Source organism: Gluconacetobacter sacchari (assembly GCF_014174255.1).
Classification (GTDB): domain Bacteria; phylum Pseudomonadota; class Alphaproteobacteria; order Acetobacterales; family Acetobacteraceae; genus Gluconacetobacter; species Gluconacetobacter sacchari.
This window is the reverse complement of record NZ_JABEQJ010000111.1, coordinates 1-541: the sequence shown is the minus strand read 5'-3', so window position 1 is coordinate 541 and position 541 is coordinate 1. Positions and strand designations below refer to the sequence as shown.

Sequence of the window (541 nt, the reverse complement as noted above, 5' to 3'; positions counted from 1 at the left end):
AAGGCGTGAATGAGGACGATGGTTGTCATAATAGGCGAACCATCGGCCAAGGCCGGCACGCAGTTCAGACCCGGTCTCGAAGGCGTGCAGATAGACGCATTCGTACTTCACAGACCGCCAGAGCCGTTCGATGAAGACATTGTCCATCCAGCGTCCCCGGCCGTCCATGCTGATCTTGATCTCGGCCGCGCGCAGCACACCGGTGAAGGCATTGCTGGTGAACTGGCTGCCCTGGTCGGTATTGAAGATATCGGGCTTGCCAAAACGGGCCAGCGCCTCCTCCAGGGCCTCGACGCAAAAGACGGCATCCATCGTGTTCGATAGCCGCCAGGCCAGCACCTTGCGGCTTGCCCAGTCCATGATGGCGACCAGATAAAGGAAGCCCCGCCGCATCGGCAAATAGGTCACGTCCGCACACCAGACGTGGTTGGGGCGCGTGATTTCCAGATTGCGCAGCAGATAGGGATAGATGCGATGATCGGGATGCGGATCGCTCGTGCGCGGTCGCTGGTAGATGGCCGCCAGCCCCATCTTCGCCATC

The 541-nt window shown here is 60.4% G+C and carries 1 protein-coding gene; it reads right to left on the bottom strand.

The annotated features are described in order from the left end of the window. A partial coding sequence (locus tag HLH48_RS22890) for an IS3 family transposase (RefSeq protein ID WP_182999738.1) occupies positions 1–541 on the bottom strand: 541 nt, incomplete at both ends.